The organism is Chelativorans petroleitrophicus, from assembly GCF_025398195.1.
In the GTDB taxonomy this organism is placed as follows: domain Bacteria; phylum Pseudomonadota; class Alphaproteobacteria; order Rhizobiales; family Rhizobiaceae; genus Chelativorans; species Chelativorans petroleitrophicus.
Genome location: NZ_JAODNV010000008.1, coordinates 229,956 through 247,186, shown reverse-complemented (window position 1 = coordinate 247,186; position 17,231 = coordinate 229,956). Strand labels below are relative to the sequence as shown.

The window sequence follows — 17,231 nt, the reverse complement described above, 5'->3', positions numbered from 1 at the left end:
TCTACGCGGCTCTGGAAACTGAAGCCATGGCCGCGTAACTAAACCAAATCAGCCTCCGGCAAACCCGGCGCGGTTCAGATCCAGCAATTTGTTCAGCAGGCCATGGAGCAGTCGCGGGCGCAGCTGGTCGGCAGCACATTGAAGAGTCGTTCGCTCACGAAAGAATTGATAAACGAGCGGATAAGGGCAATGGCGCTTTCGGCAGACCGGGCCATCGCCAATGCTCAGGCCAAGCGTCTTCTGAACAAGCTGGCGGACAAGTTCAGCCTGATTTCCTCCATGCAGCGCAATCTTGGCTGAGCACTGCAATCGCCGGACAGGTTTCACGGAGAAGGCATGCAGATTTCGTCCGAGCCGCTGCGGGAACGCGCAGTATCGAGCCCCGCGTCTGCGCCCGTTTGCCCACTGGCCTCAGCCGGTGCGATCAGAAGGTCGCTCTCGGAGTCGGATCTAGGGCGCCGGACGCAGGCCAGCCCGCCGCTGAGCTTCCTCAGTACGGTATATGGCGAGGCTGCGGAAAATGCGCGCAGAGCGGCTGCCGGTCCGGTTGGCAACCAGGCCCGTGAGAACGGTCATGCCACCGAGTGCCGGGCCGTCTGCGTGCGACCCCCGGGACAATGCATTCCGGCCGAACCACGCGAAAACGGGGGGTTTCCAGCCGGAGAGGAGCCTGATGACGACGAATGGTCCTGGCCGGGCGGAGACGCGGAGGGCAGCCACTGGAGCGAAGACGAGCGCGCGTGGCAGAACGCGACGTTTGACATGATGCGGGCGCAACAGCAGCATGTGCAGCAGCTGTTGAATATGATGCGGGAGCATGTCCGCGCCCTGGTTGAAAACGCGCAGAAGCAGATCATCGACGAGCAGCAGGACCGGCTGCGTCTGATGCGGGAAACAGCCGACACACTCGGCCGGGCCGCGGCCGCGTAGGCATTCCACGAAATTACATAAACTAAGCCTGCCTTGCGCGGCTGCGGGCGGGAAAGAACGCCTTGGTGGCCGTCCCGCAGCCTTTGCGTATACATCCTCAATGCGTATTGGATTGTGACGCGGCACATAAGCCGCCGCTATTCGGTGGCGACGGCCAAATTGGCCGGCGCCCTGCGTATATAGCTTCGGCATGCGCCCTGATGATGCTGCCTTAGGCTCTATTTCGCCGGAGAAGCTGCCATCGCTTCCGGTGGCATTGCCTGCCGCGAGTTCGCTCGGCTCTAATCATGCCCACTGCCCGTGGCCGTCTGTCCGAGTTCCTCGAAGAGCGCGCATTTGATGGCGTGGGCAATCACATTCCGATAGACATGATCGGCATGGGCCAGCCCGCGCCCATCGCGCAGAAAGGCCTTGTCCTTATTCCGTTCTGCCTGCACGAAACGCAGGATCTCGCAGAGAGCGGGGTCACCGCCCGCATTTGCTGCCGGGTCGAACCGGTCGAACCTGTAAATCCTCTCAATGGCCACGCGGACGGCATCCCGCGCGTCCTCATCTGCGCAGAATTGGCAGAGCAGCCCTTTCAGGAACGCCTTCTCCTGGGCATCGGAGAGGGTGTTGCCGCCGAGCTGGCGAGCGATATGCGCCTTGGCCGACGAGGTCTCGATCAGCGGGCGCATGAAGGCGTTGTAGTCCGCGGGACGGTATGAGCCGGATATCTTTTGCTGAAGAAGCAGGCGGGCGGCATGCTGCCGGACCCACGCACCATCTTGCACCGTCACATCCGATGCGAGCGATTCGCGGTCCGGCCTGAACTCGGTGAATGGCTGTTCGCCTCTGGCCGTGTCGAGCGCAAAGGAACCGAGCAGAACGGACAGCAGCGGAAAGACGGCGGGGTTTCGCGGCGAGTCGCTGCCGCCAATGGCATTCTTGAGGTTGAGCGCGAGAAAGCCTGCTTGCGCGGCGAACTCATGCAGAAAGTCGAGCGCCGTATGCAGCCCTTTGTCCACGAGACCGTGGGAGCGGGCAAAGGCGGCGAAAGGGCGTGTTTCGGGGTCTGGCAGTGCCCGCCTGAGGCTTGCCCATTCGCGCGCATGATGCGCGATTTCCGGCAGGTTGCACATCATCAGTGTGTTCCCGGTGGCCGCGGCGATGGCCGAGGCGCGCTCGACGCCGAGCGCGGCCATTGTGGGATTGAGCGTCATGCCGGCGATGGCACAGATCGAAAGCGCGGGCATGACGGCATCCCGATAGCGCCCCTCCCGCAGGGCCGCCACCAGAGCGGGCAGGTTTTTGCCGACGGTGGGTACGAGCATGAAGGTCGCCGTCAGCGCGGCCGCGGCGATGTTGGCGCCGTTCAGCGCCTTATCCTCGCCTATTCTGTCGAAGAAATAGGCGTTGATCGTGGCGATCGTGTCATCGATGGCGAGATCCCTGCCGCCAAGGATCGTGCAGTAGCGTTTGGCGAGCGCCACGGCCTTGTCCCGGAGGTTTCCGGCCGTCGTGTCGGCTTCGATCTGTTCCAGAAGCTGCCTGCTGATCACCGGAAGAAGGGCTTTCGCCACTTCCAGCTTCGCCGGCGTGTCCTCCGCCAGCATCAAAGCCTTGCAGACATGCGCCAGGTCCCCGATGGACGGCGGGCGCTGCGCTTCCGCCGCTTCCAGATCACGATGCCGCGTGATGGCCAACCTGTCTCCGCGCAGAGCCATGCCGAGCCCTGCTTTCCTGAGAAAAGCGTTCGCCTGATCCGCCGAAAACGCGTTTCCGGCGCGAGAAAGCATCTCTTTATGGTTGCCGGAGGCTTCGTGCGGCAGGTAGAAGCTTGCACTTCGGGCGACGTGGCCTCGGCGGGAAGGCTGAGCGGGCAGGCTGGCGGAGCGTCTGGCTCCGTTTTTGACCCTCACACCTGCCGGCAGCGGGGGCGTGGCCGGCGGGCGGCTCAGCGTTTGCAAGGGAATGGCGTTGTCCGTTCCTGGCATCATGTTTATCCGTGAATACGTTGTTTTCAACGGACATCGAGTAGCGCCATCCAGAAAGGATAATAAAATTCAAATCCGAAATACTCTGCCGCTGCTGTAAGGCTCCTCGAGCCGGGGCACGCCGCCGAGGCAGTTGCTTCCCGTTCAGATGGGCACGACGCAAGTGCGGGAGATCACCGCATACGAGATCACTTCCTGCTCTTCTGCAATCAGCTGCATGAGCTCGTCCTTCTGCTCCTGGGGCATATCCGCCTGGGCAATAGTCTGCAATAGAGTCATAAACGCCTGGGTCAGATCCGCATTGTTCTTGAAGCGGCGGATCACCTGCATGGCCTCCTCAAATGAGAAGGCGAAGACGTCAGGCACCAGGGTCATGTAGCGCGGAAATTTTCCGAATTCATTATCGATTGTGCGAGGCGTATCGTCAGTCACGCTCATACTCATCGATCCCTCTAATATGAAATGATGCTATCACCTAGATGTAAAAGCGATTGTCAAAGACGTGTTCAATATTTCTGCCGACGATCTTCCTGCGCATATGGTTCCCGTGGGAAATCGAGAGGCCGAGCGGTATCAGCGGTTTTGAATAGGCGAAGGGCAGGCAGCGCAGCCTGATTTCATCTCCAAAGACATCGAGAATGTTCTTCGGCGCGATGGCGGGGACGCCCGCCTTCTGACAGAAATTCTTCAAGATGGCCGGACAATTGACCTCGGTGAATGCAGCCGCGCCATTCCGCGCCATTCGGAGGTTTTCATAGGTGCGCTCCAGCGCGGCCGGGCAGATATCGGAATAGATCACCGTATCGGCCGGCACATCCTCCCAGCTGATGTCCTCGGCATTCATGTCGAAGAACTCGTGCGTTTCCGGTATGACGAACACAAGCTCAACGCTACCGATGGAAATATATTCGCTGTTCTTCTGCCGGATGTCTCCGTCGATCAGGGCTATGCAATCCTCTCTGCTTTCAATCGCGGCGGCGATTTCGCGCCATCCCGCCGAGCGGATGGAAAGCTGGGCGTCAGTTTCCTGGGCGATCATCTCGCGCAGCCAGATCGCCGATACCGAGGCGACATAGGGGCTCTGGATCAGGATTTTGTGCACGCGGCGCTGGCGCTTGTTTGCGCTTATCGTTTCCAAGGCGCAGTCGTAAACGCCAAGAGTGCGTATGAAAGTCTGATAAACTTCCTCGCCGCGCGGCGTGAGCGTAGCGCGGCGGGTCTTGCCGGACCGCTCGAAAAGGGGCTCGCCCACCGTCTCCTCGATTTCGCCGATTATGCTGACGGCCGCTGGCTGGGAAATATTCGAGCGTCTTGCACCTTCGGTGAAGCTTCCTTCCTCAACGGCGTAGACAAAAACCCTCATTTTTCTGATACTAATGTTACGCATCGCAGATATCCTAAAGTTATTTACAATAAGGTATTTAAGTCAGTACAATATAAGCACTGTCGTGCTACTTTTTGCCCGGCCCGCTCTTTGGCCCGTTTTGGCGCCACGGCCCGCCGAAGTCATGCACGGCCTCGCGCTAACGACCTTTCAGCAATAGCACCTGCCGCCACTGCGAGCGCGCCTTTGGCAAGCCCGCGCTTTCAAACACATGCGATAACATAACCATTCATATTCCCGTTTACCATCTATCCTGCGATTATGGTAGCATATCAGTGGCAAACGGTTAACTGGCTTGAAGGTCGCACCCTTGAAAGCAGCAGCTAAATGTGCGCGCGGACTGGGGGTTAGTCATAAGCGCCCCAAAGTTCGTTCATAAACCAGATAAACAATGATATGCCCCTATTCCGGGATAATGTGGCTTGAATGTGGAAGCCATACCCGTGCCGAGGCCGTCACAGCGCAGCCGAGTCCTAGACGCAATTTCAAAGAAAAGTGGATGCTGCGCTTCCGTTTGGGATTGCGCAAAATCAATAATTTTAAAACAACGAGCCCTGTTTTCCCGGCTCCTGCGGGGCTTTGGAGGGTTTGCGCTCGCTGGCCGTTCCGGCTGGCTTCCCCGATGCGATTGCGTTCGCGCTGCCGTCGGCGAATTGCAGACGCAGCGCCTGTCCCGGCCGCACTTCACGGGCCCGCTTGAGCGGTGTGCCCTCCGTGTCCCTTACGAGCGCGAAGCCGCGCTCGAGAACGCCCTCATAGGAAAGTAATTTGACGAACCGCATGGTCTGTTCGCTCGCGGCGCGGGCGGCCTCGAGCCGCTGCCTGACCGCCCGGTCCGCGCGGATGCGCGCTTCCTCGAGCCGGCGGCGGTGAAGACGGATGCGCTCCTGCGCCGCGCGCGGGCTTACGCGCGCGGCGTCACGGTCCAACCGGGCGCGGCGGTTGCGGAGAAGACCGCGATAAACTAGCGGCAACCGTTCACCGCACTGAGTGAGCTGCCGTCGCGCTTCGGCAAGGCGCCGGTCGAGAGTGGTGATGGAAATTCTGAGCCCGTCCAGTCGCAACCGCTTGGCGTGGGTTGCCATCTGCAGCGCTCGCGACAGCCGCGCTGCCGCCTCGTCAAAACGCCGGCGGGGAAGCGCAAGAAGCTGATCGGCCGAGGGAATTGCACGGGAGAGCGTGCGCGCATGCTGCCGCCGCCGTTCGAGATCTCTGGAGATCGCCGCCTTGAGCCGTGCAGAAAGTCGCGCAAGGCCCGCTTCCAGATCCGCCTTGACTGGAACCGCCATTTCGGCCGCCCCTGTGGGTGTGGGGGCGCGTCGGTCGGCCGCAAGGTCGATCAGCGTCCAGTCCGTCTCATGGCCCACGGCGGAGATGACGGGAATGGTGGAGGCCGCAACAGCGCGCACCACCGCCTCATCGTTGAAGCCCCACAGATCCTCCAAGCTGCCGCCGCCGCGCGCGACGATCAGCACATCCGGCCGCGCGATCGGGCCATCGGCCGGAAGGGCGTTGAAGCCGGAAACGGCGGCGGCCACCTCCTCGCCGGTCGTCTCGCCCTGAACGCGTACGGGCCAGACGAGCACATGAACCGGAAAGCGGTCCGTAATGCGGTGGATAATGTCCCGGATGACGGCGCCCGTGGGCGATGTCACGACGCCAATGACGCGCGGCATGAAGGGCAGCGGCTTCTTGCGCTCCTCCACGAACAGGCCTTCGGCGGCAAGCTTCCTCTTGCGTTCCTCCAAGAGGGCCATCAGCGCCCCGGCGCCCGCCGGCTCGAGGCTTTCGATCACGATCTGGTACTTCGAGGAGCCCGGATAGGTGGTCAGGCGCCCCGTGGCGACCACCTCCAGCCCCTCCTGCGGCGGAAATTTCAGCCGGGAGAACGCGCTTCGCCAGATCACCGCCTCAATGCGCGCCCGTTCGTCCTTCAGCGCGAAGTAGCAATGGCCGGAGGCATGCGGGCCGCGATAGCCCGAAATCTCGCCCCGCACCCGCACATGGCCGAAGGCATCCTCCACCGTGCGCTTCAGCGCAAGCGAAATCTCGCTCACCGAATATTCGGCGACATTGCTTAGCGAATCGTCGTTGCCGATATTATCCATTGGGCGATTGAGCCTTCCGGGCACGCGGTGGTCAACCCGGTTGCCGTGGACGGCGGCATCCGCGGCCTCTTCGTGTGTATCGCAGACGCTGCTTCCTACCAGCCGGGCAGCACCTGGCTTGGCCTCAGCCTCTTGCCGCGGCGCAGCCGATGCGGTGTCACGGCGGCAAAATCGAAACTTTCGGCCTCTCCGCCGGCTAAAGGCACCGATATGTTGTCGAGGCTTTCGGCTACGTGGCGGGCCAGCGCCTCGACCACCTCCGTCTGGCTGGTGCGTCCGCGCATCAGGCCAATCCGGCAATCGGGCAGGGGAGGGAAGCCGTCGCGTTCACCCAGAACCCGCATGCCGGGCCGAAGCGCGCATTCGGGAAGAACTGAGATCGCTACGCCCGAAAGCACGGCTGCGCAGATCACCGTCGCCGAGAAGCTCGTGAAAAGAATGCGGTACTCGCGATTCATTTCGTTGAGCGCTTCACAGGCGATCCGTCGCCAGTTGCAGGTGGGCCGGCCGAACGCCATGGGCAGGATCTCGCGCTCGTGCGTCGAATGATTGGCTGAGCTCACCCACAACAGCGGCTCGCGCCGCACGACCTCCGACTGCTCCTGGTCGGTGACCAAGGCAAGGTCGAGATTGCCTTGCCGGATGTGATGGATCAGGTTGCTAGTCGGCTCGCATAGAACCGAAAGCTCCACACGCGGATTCGAGCGCGAAAACCGGGCCATGATCTCCGGCAGGAAGCGCTCCGCATAGTCGTCCGGCATGCCAATCCGCACGCTGCCTTCGAGGCTCTTGTCATCGAAGGCGGCGAGCGTCTCGCGGTTGAGCCTCAAAAGGCGCCGCGCATAAAGAAGAAGCCGCTCGCCGTCCTCCGTCAGCCGGTTGCTACGGCCGTCCTTCTCGAAGAGCGGCTTGCCTATGCGTTCCTCTAGCCGGCGCATTTGCATGGAGACGGCCGACTGAGTGCGATGCACCTCGTCCGCCGCGCGCGTGAAGCTGCCCGTGTCGGCAATGGCGACGAAGGTTGCGAGCTGGTCAAGGTCAAGCGGTGCAGGCATCGCGGCCTTCCATCACGTACATTGATGCTTAAGATTAAAAACATTCGTTCGACTAATCAATACGATTATGAGAGAAAGCAGGCGTCTCCGAAAAGCGGATGGGGCGTCATCAGCCGCGTGCAGGCTTTGCCACGCGCGCCCGCCCGCATGGCTTCTCCGCTCCGGCGGAGGAGCGAAGGCACCGGACACTAAGGAGGATGGACCCATGCGTACAGGACAGACCGCACTGCCGATCCCTGCCGCTGCGAGCGTGCTGCGCCTTGTGCGCCTGGCGGCCGAGGCATTGCGCCTGTGGAACAGCCGACGGTCGCTGCGGCGGCTGGAGGAGCTGTCGGACTGGGAGCTTTTCGACATCGGATTGACGCGCGAGGACATAACCATTGCCCGGCGCGCCCAGTTTCCCGAAGACCCTACGCAGCAGCTCGAGCAGAGGCGGCGCGCCAGAGACAGGCTCACCATGACAGTCCGGCGCCTGCCCTGAAGGCACCTTCTCCCATGCAGGCAACACTCCCATCATGCCGGTTCCCCCCGGCAGCCTGCACATTGCCCGGCTCCTCCCGAGCCGGGCCTTTTTTGTTTTATATCGAAAGTGGACGCCGGAGTCACAAGCCGGCCCGTATCATTGCAGTGCGCGGACGCTTCAGTTGCTGATGAGCTCAGCAGTGTTGGCAGCGTCCTCATGAACCTGGTTTCCGGCTTCGGAAGTGTCTTCTTCAACTGCAGTGCAGAGGGCAAGGATCAGCAGCGCAAGAATGAGAACGATGGTGACCAGTATTGAACGCATAGCAAAAACCTCATGATAAAATGGAATGATCTCCGGGAGCCGGGTGAAGGCCCCAAGCGAATCCTGCCTTAATGGACCTTTGTGACATGAGAAGCTGCGGGATACCGGCAGCGAAGGCGCTCAGCTCGAGGGCGACTCGTCGTCCTCATCGACCGGCCGGCCCGGAAGGACATAGCTGCCGGAAAGCCACCGGTTGAGATCAATATTCTTGCACCGTTCCGAGCAGAACGGAAAATAGGCCCGCTCGGAGGGGTTGCCGCATTCGGGGCAGGGGCGGCGCGGCCGCAGCGGCGCGATCTTTTCAGGCTTGTCCGCGTTTGCCGGCATTTCTCAGCCTTCGGCTCCCTGGTTCCAGTTGGCGCGGACGTCGTAACCGTCACCAGCCAATAGGCTCACGGTCTCATAGAGCGGCAGGCCGACCACGTTGGAATAGGAACCGACCAGCTTGACCACGAAGGTGCCGGCCAAGCCTTGTATCGCGTAGCCGCCGGCCTTGCCACGCCATTCGCCCGTTGCTAGATAGCTTTCCAGCTCCTCGCGGGAAAGCCTCTTGAAGCGCACACGCGTCTCCACCAGCCGCTGGCGCAGCTTGCCTGCGGGCGTGAAGAGGCAGATGCCGGTATAGACCCGATGCGAACGGCCTGAAAGCAGCCTCAGGCAGTTGGAGGCCTCGTCGGCATATTCGGTCTTGGGCAGGATGCGCCTGCCCACCGCCACCACCGTGTCGGCCGCAAGCACGAAGGCATTACCCGCCTCGCCATCTTCCCGAAGCCGCCGCAGCGCCTTTTCAGCCTTGGCGTGCGCCAGCCTCTTGGCGAGGGAGCGGGGGTGCTCGGCCTTGAGAGGCGTTTCGTCGATGTCAGCCGGAATGAGACGGTCGGGCTCAATGCCCGCCTGCTGAAGGAGTTCGACACGCCGGGGCGAAGCGGAGGCAAGGACGAGTTTCTTGAGCGCGCTCATCACACCTTCGGCCCGGCCGCTGACCCGGTTCCACGAGGTTCTATTTGAAGCGGTAGGTGATACGACCTTTTGTCAGGTCGTAGGGGGTCATCTCCACCAGCACCTTGTCACCGGTCAGCACGCGGATACGGTTCTTGCGCATGCGTCCGGCGGTATGGGCGATGATCTCGTGATCGTTCTCCAGCTTCACGCGGAACATCGCATTGGGGAGCAACTCGGTGACCACACCGGGAAATTCCAGGACTTCTTCCTTCGGCATCCGATACCTTCTCTTGACGGACCTACGGCCTGACCTTCCGTCAACGCCACAAGGGGCGCGGAGCAGGGGGCCGAGCCGAAAACCGGGCGGAACCTATCCCATTCATCGCCATTTGTGAACAAGCTTGTTCACCCGCCCTTTTCCTGCTCCTGCAATCCGAAGCGATCCGCGATGCGCCGGACAAGGCTGTCGCGCACCTCGCGATAGGCAGACAGGACCTGTTCGCGCGTGCCCTCGATCACGGAAGGGTCGAAAGTTGGCCAGTATTCGACGTCAAACGTTTCAGAGCGGGTGAGCTCCAGCGCCCGGTGATGCGCTTCCGGCGATAAGGTGACTATGAGGTCGAAGTTGATCTCTTCCAGCTCATCGAGCTGGCGCGGCTGCCAGTCGCCGAGAGACAGGGCCTTTTCCGCCAGCACTGCGTCGACGAAGGGGTTGCGCTCGCCCTCGCGTACGCCGGCAGAGCTGACCAGAACGGAGTGCGGCAGCATATGCCGGGCAAGCGCCTCGGCCATCGGCGAGCGGATGGAATTGCGTCCGCACAGAAAGAGCACCGAGCGCGGTGGCCGGCATTCCGACGCTTCTGGGCGGGTCTCCGGCTGATCTAAATGGATTCCCGATGGTGCCGCAGTTTCCGCGTCACGTCTCCCATTTTCCCTCTGCGTCTGCAAGGCTCAGAAACCGGCGGACATTCATTCCGCCCCCATCGAGGCGGCGAAAACGGCGGCGCCAACTTTGCCGATCGACTTTCGCTGCCACGGCAATGCAGGCGTGACGCTGAGGCGGCCAGTGGACACGCTGCCGGACCGGCATGCCGTCATTCGAAGGTAAGGCGCGAGCAGGAGCATGGAGGCGGCCGTTGTTGCGTGATCGTAAACTCTTCTTATGCCGCTTCTCATCGCCCAGTTCCAGTCTCGATGTGCGTGTAATTCTCGGCGGACAGGCGTTTCCTTTCCGCTGCGGCCCTTATATCTACGCCGCTCGCTTGTGGAAGGCGGGCTGGAGCAGCCGGCCTGATCCGAATATGTAATCAGATAAAAATAATTCCGTATATTCGAAAGCTGGCTACAGAAATATGCCGATAATTTTTCATCCATAGTATGTACAGTGTTTTTAATTAAGAATTTTATAAATACCGATGAAAACTCACTCTACTACACGACTATACAGAACGTTTGATCCGACGTCGCAGTCCAGAAACCAGTCTATTGGCGAGCATTACGCGCGGAAGCAAAAGAGCTTGGCCGCGAAGCCCGCAGGCGAACGGCAGAAATTAGGTGGTTTGAGCCCTTGGGCTGAGCTTTTTTCGTATCCTCACTATACAGGCAGCCTCGGCAACAACGGGCAGCACCTTCCACATGTGCCCCGACCAGGAGGAAAGATGCTTCTTACCCTCCTTGCATTGCAGTTGCTTTCGCCGGTCATTGCGCAGTCAATTGAAGAAAATGAAGGGACAGGAAAGGACACAGAGTCGGAAGCGATGCCTTCCACAGAATTGCGCCCGGATGCTTTGGCTCTCGGCTTCAAAGAAGATTTGCGCCTTCTGAAACGCTCTGCATCTTTAGAGAAAACCCTAAGCAAGAAGGCAGAAGATACAAATACAGATATTCATTCGGCGGAGGGCGGTTCCTCACGTTACGGGCGGTCGGCCCGCAGAAACAGGGGGCATCATGTCGTGACTTCGCCGCAACACGTTGCCGCGACTATTGCCAAATGGCCCACCAGACGGGACCTTGCTAGGCAAATCATTATAAGCAACGGGCTCAATCCCGATGAATATCGCAAAACTCTAACCGTAAACGCACTGGGCCACTCGTCCGTGGTGTTTTCGTCGTATACGAATGACACGCTGCTCGACCAGTACTATCGGTCACAACTCACGCTCCTGGGAGTTGCAGGCAGCGCGAGTCACGGCCTTACCCATCTACCCGCGCTCGATCCGGAATACAGGAAAGCATGGGACGATTTTGCTGCTACGCAGTTGCCCGAGATCCGGCGGAAAACGGCCCGCATAATAGTTGATCAGCTTTCATCGTCCTTTGGGGTGAATCCTGAAAAGGACACGGCATTGGTTTACGAGCTGAAGTCGGGTCCGATGCTCCCCGATAACATGTTGGAGGCCTTGGCCCGGATAGCCGGCGATCTCTATGACATGGTGTATTTCGGGGAGAGGACATCGAGATTTCTGATCCTGGCCAACACCGGCTGTTTTCTCCACTTTCCGCAAAAAGGCCGGACCGTGGCTGTCTGGGAATCGGATGGCGAACTGCACATGGAAAGTGTGCCCAAACCGGTCTTCCAGGAACTGGCATCAAAACGCGCGCCGAGTGAATGGGTGGATCGTCATGTGAGCGATTTCTTCTCCGATGATTTGCGCGACAGGGAACGCTTCGGGGAGGGCTTTTCGGTCGAACCTGCTTCTTCTGGCCTTTCCCTCCAGCGGGCGGCTGAGACAGCCACGGCCCTCATACTCGACCGGGAGCGATTGGAAAAATCCGGCTATCAGGAAACGCGCTTCGAACGTTTTGTTCACGGGGTGCGATCCATTCTTGTTCCGTACTATGACCCCATCAGGAAGCTAATGGACGGCGATACAACTGGGGCGCTTATGGCCGCTGCCGACGAAACTGCCAGGGAAATTATCTTTAGTGTGACGTTTGCGGTAGCAAGCAAGACGCTGAGCCGAATTACCAATGTGATTGACGTGCTCGATATGGACGACATGCACAGAGCCGTCCGCCAAACCATGAAGGAGTTGCACATCCCCAAGACTAAAGACTTCGGCAGGCATGTGAAACGCATATGCAAAAGAGGTGTCGGCGGTTGCGTTCCCAAGCCGTTTGAAGTCAGGCAGCAGAAGCATGCGGCCAAGGCTGCCGATCGCCATAAGCTGCCGCGTCCCACGACCGATGACAATTTCGCAAGCTGGGCGAGAGGACTAACGACAAAGCGCGTTGCCGACCTTTTCGGTAACGGTTTAAAGCCGGATGGCTCCTACCGTCTGACCCCGCAACAGGCAGAGGCAGGGTTCGATAACCATTTGAAGCAAATCCAGCAGGAGATAAATGCAGCCGTTTCTGTAATTATAGATATGTCCAAGAATAATGGTAAGGCGAATTTAACAATGGCGAAAGAGGATGCTATGAAATTCATGGCGTGGATATTGGATTCCATAGTTTCGGCAGCCAAGAACGCCAGATTCGATTTCAGCACGAAAACGATCTATTTCGGACATAAAGATTTCAGGAGTTGCTTTGGAAAAGATGTGGCCTGGCTGAAGTTCAAGAAAGATAATGGGCATGTGATTGTCGTGTCTACTCCCGGCCGGTTGAAGGGACAGCTAACGTAAATCTGTGCTGTCTGGATAGGCCGGATGCCCTGTCGAGTCGGCCGCTCGGTGCGAGCGGCCGACGCTTGTTGTTGATCGCACCGTGCGTCATCTCCGCCAATGGAGCACGCAAAGGAGCGTGAACAGGCGCCGCGCCGTATCGAAATCCACCTCTATTTTCCCGGCCAGCCTGGCCATCAGAGTTTGGGAACCTTCGTTGTGCAGGCTGCGCCGGCCCATGTCGATCGCCTCGATCTGCCTCGGGCTGGCCGAGCGGATGGCCTCATAATAGCTCTCGCAGATGAGAAAATAATCCTTCACGATGCGCCGGAAGGGCGTGAGGGAGAGCATGTGGGTGACCACGGTTTCACCGTTCTCCCGCTTCACCGCGAGCACGAGGCGCGAATTGGCGAGCGAGATCTTCAGCCGGTAGGGCCCACCCACGGTGTCTCCGACTGGCTGGAAGCTGTTTTCCTCGATCAGATCGAAAATGGCGACGGCACGCTCATGTTCGATATCCGGGGGAGCGCGGCCAATGGTCTCGTCGAGTTCGACATCGGTGAGGCAGGACCTTCCGCAACCCCGCTCGCCCATCGGTTTCTCTAGATGTTGAGCCTTATGGAGACGGCGCGGCCATGTGCCTCCAGCCCCTCCGCCCGGGCAAGTGTGACGGCCGCGGGGCCAAGCGCGCGAAGCTGGCCGCTGTCGAGCCGCAGGATCGACATGCGCTTCAGGAAGTCCATCACCGACAGCCCCGAAGAGAACCTCGCCGAACGTGCCGTGGGAAGCACGTGGTTCGAGCCGCCGACATAATCCCCGATCACCTCCGGCGTATGGCGGCCGAGGAACACGGCGCCGGCATTGCGGATGCGCTGCAACAGGCTTTCGGCCTGCGCGGTCGCAAGCTCAAGATGCTCCGGCGCGAGGCGGTCGATCAGCGTCGGCGCCTCTTCCAGACTGCGCAGCAGGATGATGGCGCCAAAGTCGCGCCAGCTCGCGCCGGCAATCTCGGCGCGGGAAAGCTGCTTGAGCTGCCGTTCGACCTCTGCGGCCACCGCCTCGGCAAAGGCGGGATCGTCCGTCATCAGGATCGATTGCGCGGCCGTGTCGTGCTCGGCCTGCGCCAGGAGGTCGGCGGCAATCCATGTAGGGTCGTTTTCACCATCGGCCACAACCAGCACCTCCGACGGGCCGGCAATCATGTCGATGCCCACTTGGCCGAAGACCTGGCGCTTGGCGGCCGACACCCAGGCGTTGCCCGGCCCCACGATCTTGTCGACAGGGGCGATTGTCTCGGTACCATGGGCGAGGGCAGCGATCGCCTGCGCGCCGCCGATGCGGAGGATTTCCGTCACGCCGGCAATGTCCGCCGCCACCAGGACGAGCGGGTTGAGCCGGCCGTCAGGTGTAGGTGTGGTGATGGTGATGCGCTCCACACCGGCCACGCGCGCCGGCACTGCGTTCATCAGCACGGAGCTTGGATAGCTGGCAAGTCCGCCCGGCACGTAGAGCCCGACCGCACTGATAGGCGTCCAGCGCCAGCCGAGTTCCACGCCGAGCGCGTCCTTGTAGCGCGTGTCGGTGGGCATCTGACGGCGGTGGTGCGCCTCGATCCTTTCCTTCGCGAGTTCGAGCGCGGCGCGCGTTTCCGCGTCGGTAGCCTCATAGGCGGCCTCGATCTCGCTGCGCTCCACGCGCATGCCAGCTTTTTCCACATCGAAACGGTCGAATCGCTTCGTGTACTCCTTCAGCGCCCGGTCGCCCTCGGCCCTGACGCGGGCGATGATCTCACGCACGGCCGCATCTACCTCCTGCGAGGCCTCGCGTTTGGTGGCCAGGAAGGCGGTGAAGCGATCCTCGAAATCAGCGTCGGCGGTGGAGAGCCGTAGGGTCATGAAGATTGCCCCTTAAGCGCTGTGCCGCGGTTTGACTGGTGTTTCCCAGGCGGCTCCGAGATCGCTCAGCCTGGTTTCGATGCATTCCACGTCGAGATGGATGGTGGCGCCGCCGGAAAAGGCAAGTTCGATCGTGCCGGACGGCGCGTCGCTGGGCATGAAACGCACTGCCAGAAGCGCCAGGACAGTCTCCGGCCTGTTCTTGTCGATGCTGGTGGAACGCACCGCCAGCACCCGGTCGAAATTGAGCGCGGCGAGCCGCCGCTCGTGGCTGGTGCGCCGGAACAGGCCCCCCTTCTCCTTTTCCCAGGCGAAGCGCCGCATGACCATCGCAAAGCGCTTTTCCCGCTTGGAGAAGGTCATTTCGCCGACCTTTGCGACCGCGTCCTGCACATGGGCGGAAATCACACTCAAATCCTCTTCGTCGAGGGCGGCCAGCTTCAGAAGGTCCATTGTTCGCTCACAACGCTTGCGCGCCGGCCCAGCAGGCCGCGGGCGACGGCTATCCGCATCCGCTCCGCAACGGCGATGTCACGAACGGATCCGCCGCCCGCTCCCTGCGGCCGGACTGACGGCGACGATTTGATCCAACCTGAACACATTCAGAACCGTTCTCCGCCCGGCGCGTCAACCCGAGATGCGTTCGATGTCGGCGCCGCAGCCGGAAAGCTTCTCCTCGAGCCGCTCGAAACCGCGATCGAGGTGATAGACCCGATTGACGATAGTCTCGCCCTCTGCCGCGAGCCCGGCGATGACAAGCGAAACCGAAGCTCTGAGATCGGTCGCCATGACGGGCGCTCCCTTCAGCCTGTCCACGCCATCCACGATCGCCGTCTGGCCGGAAAGGGATATGCGCGCGCCGAGCCGGGCGAGCTCCTGCACATGCATGAAACGGTTCTCGAAGATCGTTTCCGTGATGCGCGATTGCCCCTTGGCCTTCGTCATCAGCGCCATGAACTGCGCCTGAAGGTCGGTCGGAAAGCCGGGGAAGGGGGCGGTTTCCACGTCCACCGGATGAATGCCCACCCCGTTGCGCCTGACGCGGATTCCGGTGTTGGCGCGCGTGATCTCCACCCCCGTCTGCTCGATGACGTCCAGCGCGGTTTCCAGCAGGTCGGCGCGTGCGCCTTCCAGAAGCACGTCACCGCCTGTCATGGCGACGGCCAGCGCGTAGGTGCCCGTCTCGATGCGGTCCGGGATGATCCGCTGCCTGGCGCCCGAAAGGCTGGTCACGCCCTGAATGGTGATGGTGGATGTGCCCGCGCCCGAAATCTTCGCGCCCATGGCGTTCAGGCAGTCGGCCAGATTGACTATCTCCGGCTCGCGCGCGGCGTTTTCCAGCACCGTCTCGCCCTTGGCGAGGGTGGCGGCCATCATCAGGACATGCGTGGCGCCGACCGAAACCTTGGGAAAGCGGTAGCGCGTACCATTAAGCCCATTCTTGGCCTTCGCCACGACATAGCCGTTCTCGATGTCGATCTCGGCCCCCAGCGCGTGCAGCCCTTCGATGAAGAGGTCCACCGGCCGCGTGCCGATGGCGCAGCCGCCCGGCAGCGACACCCGCGCCTCGCCCATGCGTGCGAGCAGAGGGCCGATGACCCAGAAGCTTGCCCGCATCTTGGAAACGAGTTCGTAGGGCGCGGTGGTGTCGACGATGCTGCGCGCCGTGAAATGGATCGTGCGAGAATAGCCCTTACTCTGATTCTCGCGCCGGCCGTTGACGGAATAGTCCACCCCGTGATTGCCGAGAATACGGATGAGCTGCTCCACGTCAGCCAGATGCGGCACGTTCTCTAGCGTCAGCGTGTCATCGGTGAGCAGTGAGGCGATCATTAGCGGGAGGGCGGCGTTTTTCGCCCCGGAGACCGGGATCGTGCCATGGAGCTGGCGTCCTCCGCGAATGCGTATGCGGTCCATCGAGGTCATTCTTCCGGGGGGAGCGAATCCCGGCCTTCTGTTCGCGCGTCAGCCTGTCCTAGAGCAAGGTTGCGGCAGGTTCAAGGAAATGGACGGTTGATGCGGTGGGCGGAGCGTAAGAGGGGAGTGAAGGGAGGATAGCGAATAGCGAGTAGTGAATAATGATGATGAATGTGGGTGGATGACGCGGCCTCAGCCGGAACCGGCTTTGTGATTCCCGGCTTTGCCGCGCATCAGCTGCCATTTAACCGCCGCTCTTTTCGCCTTTCGCCGCCGGGATGCCGTCCTCCCGCGCATCGGCCTCGCCGGCGCGGCGGGCGCGGGCCTGCGCCTTGCGGCGCGCCAGATTGGCCCTGAGCTCTGCCGCCAGCCTCTTGCGGCGCTCTTCCTTCGTTTCGGATTTCTCCTTGCCAGCCATTCTCATTTCCCATATCGCATGCGTGCGCGGCCCGTGCAGCGCACTCTCACATATATGGAGCGGACGCTTGCGCTCGGGCAACCGATATGGCAGAAGGCCGCCCAATCCCGCTGCCGTAGCTCAGTGGTAGAGCACTCCCTTGGTAAGGGAGAGGTCGAGAGTTCAATCCTCTCCGGCAGCACCATCTTCCGAATTATACGGGCATCCGCGGCTCCCT

At 61.1% G+C, this 17,231-nt stretch carries 19 protein-coding genes and 1 tRNA gene; 5 read left to right on the top strand and 15 right to left on the bottom strand.

Going from position 1 to position 17,231, the window contains the following annotated elements:
- Positions 1-102 precede the first annotated feature (102 nt).
- Together NYR54_RS08575 and NYR54_RS08570 are read left to right on the top strand one after the other, a co-directional pair.
- The gene (locus NYR54_RS08575) at positions 103-300 is read left to right on the top strand and encodes a hypothetical protein (protein ID WP_261515208.1); all 198 of its coding nucleotides are present in this window, start codon (positions 103-105) and stop codon (positions 298-300) included.
- 462 nt (positions 301-762) lie between these two features.
- Positions 763-930 carry a hypothetical protein gene (locus NYR54_RS08570; protein WP_261515207.1) on the top strand — a complete coding sequence of 56 codons (168 nt, stop codon included), beginning with the start codon at positions 763-765 and terminating at the stop codon, positions 928-930.
- A gap of 281 nt (positions 931-1,211) precedes the next feature.
- On the opposite strand, the gene NYR54_RS08565 is transcribed toward NYR54_RS08570, so the two are convergent.
- The 5 genes from NYR54_RS08565 to NYR54_RS08545 all read right to left on the bottom strand — a co-directional run bounded on the left by NYR54_RS08565 (position 1,212) and on the right by NYR54_RS08545 (position 7,453).
- Positions 1,212-2,636, bottom strand: coding sequence for a hypothetical protein (locus tag NYR54_RS08565; protein ID WP_261515206.1), 1,425 nt, complete (start codon positions 2,634-2,636; stop codon positions 1,212-1,214).
- 414 nt (positions 2,637-3,050) lie between these two features.
- Positions 3,051-3,344: a hypothetical protein gene (locus NYR54_RS08560; RefSeq protein WP_261515205.1), complete on the bottom strand. Its 294-nt coding sequence runs from the start codon at positions 3,342-3,344 to the stop codon at positions 3,051-3,053.
- A 37-nt stretch (positions 3,345-3,381) separates the two neighbouring features.
- Positions 3,382-4,293, bottom strand: a complete 912-nt coding sequence (locus NYR54_RS08555; protein WP_261515204.1) for a LysR family transcriptional regulator — start codon at positions 4,291-4,293, stop codon at positions 3,382-3,384.
- Positions 4,294-4,829: 536 nt separating this feature from the next.
- Positions 4,830-6,389, bottom strand: a complete 1,560-nt coding sequence (gene xseA / locus NYR54_RS08550; protein ID WP_423738596.1) for an exodeoxyribonuclease VII large subunit — start codon at positions 6,387-6,389, stop codon at positions 4,830-4,832.
- 104 nt (positions 6,390-6,493) lie between these two features.
- Positions 6,494-7,453 carry a LysR substrate-binding domain-containing protein gene (locus NYR54_RS08545; RefSeq protein WP_261515202.1) on the bottom strand — a complete coding sequence of 320 codons (960 nt, stop codon included), beginning with the start codon at positions 7,451-7,453 and terminating at the stop codon, positions 6,494-6,496.
- Positions 7,454-7,658: 205 nt separating this feature from the next.
- Here NYR54_RS08545 and NYR54_RS08540 point away from each other — a divergent pair, with 205 nt between their 5' ends.
- On the top strand, positions 7,659-7,934 hold the full coding sequence (locus NYR54_RS08540; protein WP_261515201.1) for a YjiS-like domain-containing protein: 276 nt from the start codon (positions 7,659-7,661) through the stop codon (positions 7,932-7,934).
- Positions 7,935-8,093: 159 nt separating this feature from the next.
- Here NYR54_RS08540 and NYR54_RS08535 read toward each other — a convergent pair whose 3' ends face one another.
- The 5 genes from NYR54_RS08535 to NYR54_RS08515 form a co-directional block, all read right to left on the bottom strand.
- Positions 8,094-8,237: a hypothetical protein gene (locus NYR54_RS08535; protein WP_261515200.1), complete on the bottom strand. Its 144-nt coding sequence runs from the start codon at positions 8,235-8,237 to the stop codon at positions 8,094-8,096.
- A gap of 120 nt (positions 8,238-8,357) precedes the next feature.
- The gene (yacG, locus tag NYR54_RS08530; protein WP_261515199.1) at positions 8,358-8,564 is read right to left on the bottom strand and encodes a DNA gyrase inhibitor YacG; all 207 of its coding nucleotides are present in this window, start codon (positions 8,562-8,564) and stop codon (positions 8,358-8,360) included.
- A 3-nt stretch (positions 8,565-8,567) separates the two neighbouring features.
- Positions 8,568-9,197 (bottom strand): Maf-like protein, encoded by a 630-nt coding sequence (locus NYR54_RS08525; protein WP_261515197.1) that lies wholly within the window; start codon positions 9,195-9,197, stop codon positions 8,568-8,570.
- Positions 9,198-9,237: 40 nt separating this feature from the next.
- Positions 9,238-9,456, bottom strand: coding sequence for a translation initiation factor IF-1 (infA, locus tag NYR54_RS08520; RefSeq protein ID WP_011579535.1), 219 nt, complete (start codon positions 9,454-9,456; stop codon positions 9,238-9,240).
- 128 nt (positions 9,457-9,584) lie between these two features.
- Positions 9,585-10,070 carry an arsenate-mycothiol transferase ArsC gene (locus NYR54_RS08515; protein ID WP_261515220.1) on the bottom strand — a complete coding sequence of 162 codons (486 nt, stop codon included), beginning with the start codon at positions 10,068-10,070 and terminating at the stop codon, positions 9,585-9,587.
- 767 nt (positions 10,071-10,837) lie between these two features.
- Between NYR54_RS08515 and NYR54_RS08510 the strand changes: the two genes are divergently transcribed.
- Positions 10,838-12,805 (top strand): hypothetical protein, encoded by a 1,968-nt coding sequence (locus NYR54_RS08510; protein ID WP_261515196.1) that lies wholly within the window; start codon positions 10,838-10,840, stop codon positions 12,803-12,805.
- An 87-nt stretch (positions 12,806-12,892) separates the two neighbouring features.
- Here the strand turns inward: NYR54_RS08510 and NYR54_RS08505 are convergent, their stop codons facing one another.
- The 5 genes from NYR54_RS08505 to NYR54_RS08485 all read right to left on the bottom strand — a co-directional run bounded on the left by NYR54_RS08505 (position 12,893) and on the right by NYR54_RS08485 (position 17,014).
- A complete protein-coding gene (locus NYR54_RS08505; RefSeq protein ID WP_261515195.1) occupies positions 12,893-13,378 on the bottom strand; it encodes a UPF0262 family protein in 486 nt (161 codons plus the stop codon).
- A gap of 8 nt (positions 13,379-13,386) precedes the next feature.
- On the bottom strand, positions 13,387-14,679 hold the full coding sequence (hisD, locus tag NYR54_RS08500) for a histidinol dehydrogenase (protein WP_261515194.1): 1,293 nt from the start codon (positions 14,677-14,679) through the stop codon (positions 13,387-13,389).
- 12 nt (positions 14,680-14,691) lie between these two features.
- Complete coding sequence (locus tag NYR54_RS08495; RefSeq protein ID WP_261515193.1) at positions 14,692-15,132, bottom strand: DUF2948 family protein; 441 nt, start codon at positions 15,130-15,132, stop codon at positions 14,692-14,694.
- Positions 15,133-15,306: 174 nt separating this feature from the next.
- A complete protein-coding gene (gene murA / locus NYR54_RS08490) occupies positions 15,307-16,596 on the bottom strand; it encodes a UDP-N-acetylglucosamine 1-carboxyvinyltransferase (RefSeq protein ID WP_261515192.1) in 1,290 nt (429 codons plus the stop codon).
- Between the two features lie 244 nt (positions 16,597-16,840).
- Positions 16,841-17,014 (bottom strand): hypothetical protein, encoded by a 174-nt coding sequence (locus NYR54_RS08485; protein ID WP_423738595.1) that lies wholly within the window; start codon positions 17,012-17,014, stop codon positions 16,841-16,843.
- A 109-nt stretch (positions 17,015-17,123) separates the two neighbouring features.
- On the opposite strand from NYR54_RS08485, the gene NYR54_RS08480 reads away from it, so the two are divergent.
- Positions 17,124-17,198, top strand: a tRNA-Thr gene (locus NYR54_RS08480).
- Positions 17,199-17,231: the final 33 nt, after the last annotated feature.